The 7,211-nt window shown below is 68.4% G+C and carries 4 protein-coding genes; 2 read left to right on the top strand and 2 right to left on the bottom strand.

Annotation, left to right across the window (positions count from 1 at the left end; genetic code table 11):
- Nucleotides 1-876: 876 nt before the first annotated feature.
- Nucleotides 877-1,905, bottom strand: coding sequence for a helix-turn-helix domain-containing protein (locus tag ABZS69_RS64420; protein ID WP_355394183.1), 1,029 nt, complete (start codon nucleotides 1,903-1,905; stop codon nucleotides 877-879).
- Nucleotides 1,906-2,079: 174 nt separating this feature from the next.
- Nucleotides 2,080-2,949 carry a hypothetical protein gene (locus tag ABZS69_RS64415; protein WP_355394180.1) on the bottom strand — a complete coding sequence of 290 codons (870 nt, stop codon included), beginning with the start codon at nucleotides 2,947-2,949 and terminating at the stop codon, nucleotides 2,080-2,082.
- Between the two features lie 31 nt (nucleotides 2,950-2,980).
- On the opposite strand from ABZS69_RS64415, the gene ABZS69_RS64410 reads away from it, so the two are divergent.
- Entirely contained in the window at nucleotides 2,981-3,586 is a 606-nt protein-coding gene (locus tag ABZS69_RS64410; protein ID WP_355394177.1) for a DUF6225 family protein, read from the top strand.
- Between the two features lie 382 nt (nucleotides 3,587-3,968).
- Nucleotides 3,969-7,211 (top strand): MobF family relaxase (mobF, locus tag ABZS69_RS64405; RefSeq protein WP_355394174.1); only part of this gene is annotated, 3,243 nt, incomplete at its 3' end.

The raw sequence follows: 7,211 nt of genomic DNA, 5'->3' as shown, positions 1-7,211 counted from the left end.
ACGGGTACGGCATGGAGCGCGACCCGATCTTCGCCCTTGAGTGCCACTGGCACACCAAGGACCAGCTACTCATTCGCCCGAAGCGCCCCCGGCGCACGTAGGCCCCTCCGGTGCCGCACGCCGACCATGTTCGAGCCGTCGCCCTCGCGCGCACACCCCTCGCGACCAGGAGACTGTTCCTTTCGGCGTTACTTGGTCCTGCGCCCCGAAAACGCCTGCGCGTGCTGAGTAAGTGCGTCCGGGACCGTTGCAACCGGCCCCGGACGCACCAGCAAGGATGCGCCCATCAGCAGTCTGGCCACTTCATGCCTTGATGGGTGCCCGGCCTTGCTGCAAAGCGACTAGCCGAGGTACTGGTGCAGGTCGTTCAGGTCGTTGCTCGGGTTGTAGGTGCAGTAGTACCGCCTCCCGAAGAGGTCGCTCGTCGTCATTTTGGCGGCGTCCCTGATGCAGGTGTTGCAGTTGCCGTAACTCCGGATGAACTTGCTGGGCGGCGTGGCGTGTGTGGGTAGACCGCATGCGTTCGCGGCAATAGTGACGGGACCGGACGTCGATGCAGATGCCGGCGCCGCTGCGACGGAAGCCGGGACCAGAAGCGCCGATGTACACAGAGCTGCTGTCGCGAAGACCTTGCTTGCCAGTGCCATGATGTCCTCCTGTCAAGAGATGGTCATAGTGCTTTGTGGCTAGATGTCTGAATTTGCGCGCTCCCTAATTGGGAAGCACCGGAGTGCCGCAGTGTCATTGCGCAACCCCGATTCGCATGTCCAGGGCATCAACCTCAGGTGCAGCCCCATCTTCGGCGATCGACGATCATCGCGTAAAAGTGTTTCGCCGGTGCCCGAAAGGCCGACGTCAGTACCACCTCAGTTCGCTTCAACTTTCTGCTGGAGGCTGAGTAGCCTCGGTGACAAGTTCGATGCCCAAGTCGGTCGGATAATGAAGCATCAGGGTGGCCTGCCGGACGCTGGCAATCAGCTTGGCTTGGCGTAGCACATAGGCGTGCTCGCTCGCCGTCGACAATGAGACCCGCGCGTCGCGGGCCAGCTCGCTGGTGCTGGAGCCAGGGGACAGAGTGATGCAGCTAAGGATTGCCGCTCGTGTCCGGCCTAACAGGGCCGCCAGAGCATCCCCCACAGTGGCGTTGGAGTGAACCCGCCGTGGGATCGGATAGGCCAGCACGGGAGGCAACGCTGGGTCTACCAGAGCAACCGGGTTGCCCCGACAGAAGTAGGAAGGAATCAACGTCAAGCCTCGCCCGCGCAAATGAACCACCCGGTTCAGCCCTGGCGGATAGTCAACGTTGAGAACGGGGGGGCGCCAGAGCGCTGCCGGTGCCAGGTGCGCGAGCATCTGGTCGACACCGCCTGCGGCAAGGGTACGCAGCATGATGGCGCGTTCGCCGGCCAGCGCACGCTCAGTCTCGGGCCATTGCGGAGAAAGGACTGTCTGGCAGTAGTCGGCCGCGATCCGGCCAAGCCGTCGCACGGATTGTGGATTGCCGCGTGCAAGATCCTCCAAGCTGGCGGACGGTAGGCCAGCACTACGACGCAGTAGCTCCATTTCTTCCCGGACGCGTTTTCTGGGGGTGTCGACGAGTGCCTGGACTCCGTGTTCGAGTCCCAGTTGCGCTTCTATCGGGGTGAGGAAATCAGGAAAGTACGGTGCCCGGGGCGTGAGTGGAAACAGGAAAGCGCGCACGAAGGGTAACAAGCCATGTTCGGTCAGACGGGCGTGGGCATGTCGGCGCCACGCGGCCATTGCCTTGCCCCCACCAGGTGACTGCATGCGATGCAGGCTGCCCACCATCTCCCATAGGAGGTCGGTTCGGGTGGCCATCCGGGTGAGCACGAGATCCTCTGAGGTGAAAACAATTCTCAAACAACCTTTAGGGCGATGCTTCATGTCCCTGTCCTTCCCACGGATGGGCACTAGCTCCGTCACTCAGCCCCGCTCTCGCTTAAAGGCCGCGCAGATAGGGGCAGCTGGGGACTTCGGCAGCGGAGCTGGCACAGGTCTTGGTGATCATGGAGTTGCGACGCTCTGTGATCACTGAGGAGACCTGTGCCCGCGCTTCCATCATGGCTGATTACGGCCGAACCGCTCTGGGACCGGGTTCCCCGCCCTTTCAGAAGATGCGCCCTGGTGGATCTCGGGTTGCGGGCGAGGGCCCAGCTGGCCAACCTGGTAAGGCTCAAGTTCGGCGAGAGGTTCGGCTGGCTGAAAGCGGGTGCGCTCCGTCGAGGGAAATCGGACCTGACGGGGGTCCAGGAGATCGATGAGTTCGACCAGTTGATGTTGCAGTCTCAGCAGACGCTCGGTGGCTTCATCAGGATGGCGCGCTGCTCTGTCGATGTGGTCGAACAGTTCCTGGGTCCAGTCTCGGAGTTCGCCGTCGGCGAGGATCATGCGAGTGAATTCGGCATAGCCGCGGCACCAGCGGTTCCCGGGTTGGCTGTCATCGACGATCATCAGTTCGCCGATGGCTCGCTGGTCAGCTCGGAACAATCTGTATCCAGTCCCTGAGATACGCGCCGAGCTGAGCGTGCGGCTGATGTTCGACAGGCAGAGCAGCACTTTGCGGTTGCGGTTGTTCTTGCCGAGGTCTAAGAACTGGATGTCGCGTCGGAAGATCTCGGCCCATCCCAGGTATTCGGCGAAGACGTAGGCCGTGCTGAAGCGTACGTACCTTGCTTGCCGGTCGGTTCCCTCGAGCAGGAATGCCTGCATGAAACCGGATCCTGTTGTCTCGCGGTCAACCTGATGGCCGAAGAGGAGGTTGTAGATCCTGCTCTGTAAGTCGAAGGCTACCCACAGCAGCGAGTCCCGATAGCGACTCATGTAGTCCTGTCGCTCGACGTTCCTGAGCCGAGCTTGCCACCAGAAGCCGAAACCTGCAGTGAAGACCGCTCCGGCCACCGCGATTACTGCTGATATCAGCCCGACCACGTGTCATCGCCCCTAACTTTGTGGGTCTGCCATGGCCGACACCGTCTTCTGCGCCTTCATGTACGAGTTCGGCATCCGGGGCCAGCGGCCTGAGCTCGGCGCCCCGGAGCCGTCCTTCTACGGGATCCTGCCCGGCGTGGCGCGCCTGCTGGACTGGCTGATCCGCCACTATCCGCGCACCGCGATGAGCACCATCGGCGAGATCGTCGGCGAAGCCGAGCGTGGCAGCCACGGCGACCTGGCGGCCGCGATGGATGTAGCCCGCTCCACCGCCCAGAGCCGGGGGAAGGCCCTGTCGGGGCGTGAGCCGTCCGAACAGGAGCGCTGGGCGTCCGGTCCCGGCCCCTCCGTGCTCCCGGCCGCCCAGGACGACGACCGGGACGATGATCAGGTCCCCCGGACCGGCGTCGTGCCGTGGGAGACGGTCACCAGCCCTAAAGGCGAGCGGGCCTGGACGGCCGGTCAGCTCCGGGAGGCGCTGGCCGGCCTGCCCGACGACGCGCCGGTCATCGTCCACGTCGCCAGCGAGAGCGACCTCCAGACCGTGGACGATCAGATCATCACGAGCGCCGGGTACGGCAACGTCGCCTGGGGTGAACGGGTACGGCATGGAGCGCGACCCGATCTTCGCCCTTGAGTGCCACTGGCACACCAAGGACCAGCTACTCATTCGCCCGAAGCGCCCCCGGCGCATGTAGCTCTTCCCTGGACGACCGGAACCCCCCGGCCCGCGCGCGCGAGGGCCGGGGGGTTCCACTTTTTCAAGGTCCTCGGCGACGGCCCGGGCCGTCGCCGAGCTCGAAGCCCACACAGCCATCAGCCCACCATCACGAACCACACCAAAACTCTCATTAGCGCCAATGGGTCACGAGTGAATCCGACAAAGTGCATTGCCACTCATGACTCATAAATGTCACCATTTATCTACCAAGCTTCAAGATCGTAAGAACCCACGTATGGCTACGCCATACGAGGAGCGAGAAAGCCACAGGTCACGGACGCGTTCGGGGGTGGTCCGGGTGGCATGGGTGACGGTGCTCGGTCCGGACCGGGCGCAGATCGACTACCGGCTGAGCGAGGGCGCCGGCTGCGATCAGGTGAGCTACCGGCTGGCCGACGGCCAGGCTCTCGGTGAGGCCGCGCCGGCGATTGCCGGGCAGGAGGCGGGGCGCGGCCTGACGTGGATCGGGTCCGGCCTCGCCGAGCTGGGGCTGGCGGAGGACGGGATCGCGGCGGGCCTGCCGTTGACCGCTGAGCACCACAAGGCCGCCCGGGCGCTGATGGACGGCTGCCACCCGGGCACCGGCGAGCGGCTGGTGGAGCCGAAGAAGGCGAGCCATCCGCTGTCGCGTCTGGCCGCGATCCCGTTGCTGCAGGCGCTGCAGCAGGCCGCCGGCGAGCGCGAGGTCACCGTGGAGACGCTGGTGTCCGGGGTGAAGTGGGCGGTCAAACGCGCGGGCAGGCTGGCGCGCGGGGTCGAGCGTGAGGGCGCGGCCCACCAGATCCCGATCGGCGACGCCGAGCGGCTGGCCAAGGTGGCCGGCGTCGACCTGGCCGACGTCTACGACGCTGACCGGCTGGAAGCCGCGCGTGCGCACCGCGATGCTCGGGTGCAGGTCGGCAACCGCGGCTACGACGTGACCCTGGATCTGCCGAAAAGTGTGAGCGTGTTGTACGGGCTGGCAGATGCGGAGTTAGCCCAAGGGATCGAGGACCTGTTCGCCCAGGCCGTCGCCGACACCGTGGCCGCCATCGAGGCCTGGGCCGGGTACGGCATCCGCGGGCAGAAGGGCGACGGCAAGCTCGGCAGGCGGGTGGAGGGCACCGGTCTGATCGGCTGGGTGATGTGGCACCGATCGGCCCGGCCGACCGGCGGGCAGGTCGGCGATGTCCACCTGCATGCGCACGTCGTGCTGGCGAACATGACGCGTTGCGTGGATGGCACGTGGGGGGTGTTCGGCGACGGCAGCCGTGATCTGTACCGGCATGACAAGGCCGCCGGCACGCTGGTGCAGGCTCGGCTGCGGCGCCTGCTCACCGAGGAGTACGGCCTGGCCTGGACGCGGGACCCGCGCACCGGCGCGTGGGAGATCGTCGGCATCGGCGCCGGCCTGCGGGAGCTGTACTCCAAGCGCGGCGGTCAGGTCGCCGCCGAGTTGCTCGGCGCGATGGGCCTGGACGACGTCGCCACGGCGAGCACCGCCCAGCGCAAGATGGCCGGCGCCCGGACTCGGGAGGCCAAGAACAGCGCCCCGGCCGGGCCGGTGGACACCCGGGCGTCGTGGCGCGCGCAGGCCCGCGCTGCCGGCTATGACCCGGCTGCCGTGACCGCCGCTTGTCTGGGTGCCGCCCAGGGCTTGGCGGAGCGGCCCAGCCCGGCCGCGATCGCCGCGTGGATCTGGCGGCCCGAGGATGGGCTGACCGGCCACACCAAAATCGTCTCCCGGTCCGATGTGCTCGCCGAAGTGATCGATGCGCTGCCGGACGGCGTCGCGAGCCTGGCCGACGCCGACGCGCTCACCGACCAGGTCCTCCAGCACGGCCCCGTGATACAGCTGGCGACGCCCGCCAGCGCTGCCACGTTGACCAACGGCCAGTGCTACACCTCCAGCGACATCACCGACGCCGAACAGCAGGCGCTGGCCTTGACGCGCGCCGGTTACGGCGCGGGCCTGGCCCTCGTGGACGGCGCGGCCGCCGAGCTCGCGCTGGGCGCGTTCGAGGCTGGCGCCGGGATCGCCCTGTCGGACTCCCAGCGCCAGGTGCTGGAACGCCTGGTGGGCGGTGGCCACGGCGTGGAGGCGGTCATCGGCGTGCCCGGTGCGGGCAAGACCATGATCATGGCGGCGGCGCGGTCGGCGTGGGAGAGCCGCGGCCTGGTCGTGGCCGGCGCGGCCACCGCCGCGGTGGCGGCCATGGGGCTGGCTGCCGAGTCCGGCATCGGCTCCGACACGATCGCCACCTGGCTGCTGCGCATCCGCAACGGGCCGGGCCTGGACGGGGTCGACGTCCTGGTGGTCGATGAGGCCGCGATCGTCGACGATCGGCAGCTGAGCGTGTTGCTGAGCGAGGCGCGGCGCACGGCCACGAAGGTGGTGCTGATCGGCGACCCGGTCCAGCTGCGGGCGATCGGCGTCGGCGGGTTGTTCGCCGCGATCCACCGCCAGGTCGACGGGCTGAGGCTGGGGGAGAACCGGCGCCAGCGCGACGCCGGCGAGCGGGCTGCCCTCGCCTTGTGGCGGGGCGGCAAGCGTGAGCAGGCGCTGCGCACCTGGAGCGTCGCGGGGCGGGTGCATGCCGGGCGCGGCGCGGATGACACCATGGCGGCGATGCTGGCCGACTGGCAGCACGCGCGCAGCGCGTATGCCGGGGATGTGCACGGCGAGCTGGCGAACGTGGCGCTGCTGGCTGGCCGCAACGCCGACGTCGACCGGCTGAATGCCGCGGCGCGGGCGGTGCGTCGCGCCGCCGGTGAGATCGCCGGCCCCGACGTGGTCTACCGGCAGGCTGGCGGCCGCAGTATTGCGCTGGCGGTCGGTGACCACGTGCGCGTGCACACCAACGACTACCGGGCCCGGCGCGGGCAGGGCGCCAACGTGCTCAACGGCTACCGCGGTCGCGTGATGGCGATCGACGAGCGGCGGCGGGTGCTGGTCGAATGGCGCGCCCCGTATGCGGACGGGCCGCGCGTGGAGCAGGAGTGGATCACCCCCGGCTACATCGCCGGCGGCGGGCTGGGCCATGGCACCGCCATGACGGTCGCCTCCGCCCAGGGCGTCACCGTGGACCAGGCGCTCGTCTACGGCCACGGCCTGGACCCGCACAGCCTGTATGCGGCCATGTCCCGGGATCGGGAGACGGCCCGCCTGTATCTGCCGCGCGAGCTGTTGGAGAGCGACGCCGACCGGGCCCGGTACGGCGAGCCCGACAACCACGCCATCGAGTTGCAGCGCGCGCTGGCCGCCTTCGCCGCTACTCTGCGCGGCGATCGCGCTGACCGTCTCGTGAGCGCCGAGCCTGAGCCGATCGCTCGCCAGCGCGCCACCGAGCCCGAGCGCGAGCGGGGCGAGGGAGCGAGCGTCCCGCGAGCGATCGAGCAGTTGGTCGACCGCGCTCGCGACACAGGCCACGAGCGGGGGCGTGCCGGCGACCCGGAGCGCGAGGGCACCGAGCGCGCCACCGAGCGCGCCACCGAGCGCGCCACCGAGCGCGCCACCGAGCGCGCCACCGAGCGCGCCACCGAGCGCGCCACCGAGCGCGCC

This window comes from Nonomuraea sp. NPDC005650, assembly GCF_040605375.1.
Classification (GTDB): domain Bacteria; phylum Actinomycetota; class Actinomycetes; order Streptosporangiales; family Streptosporangiaceae; genus Nonomuraea.
Note: the sequence above shows the minus strand (reverse complement) of the source record. Positions and strands in the feature narration are given on the sequence as shown.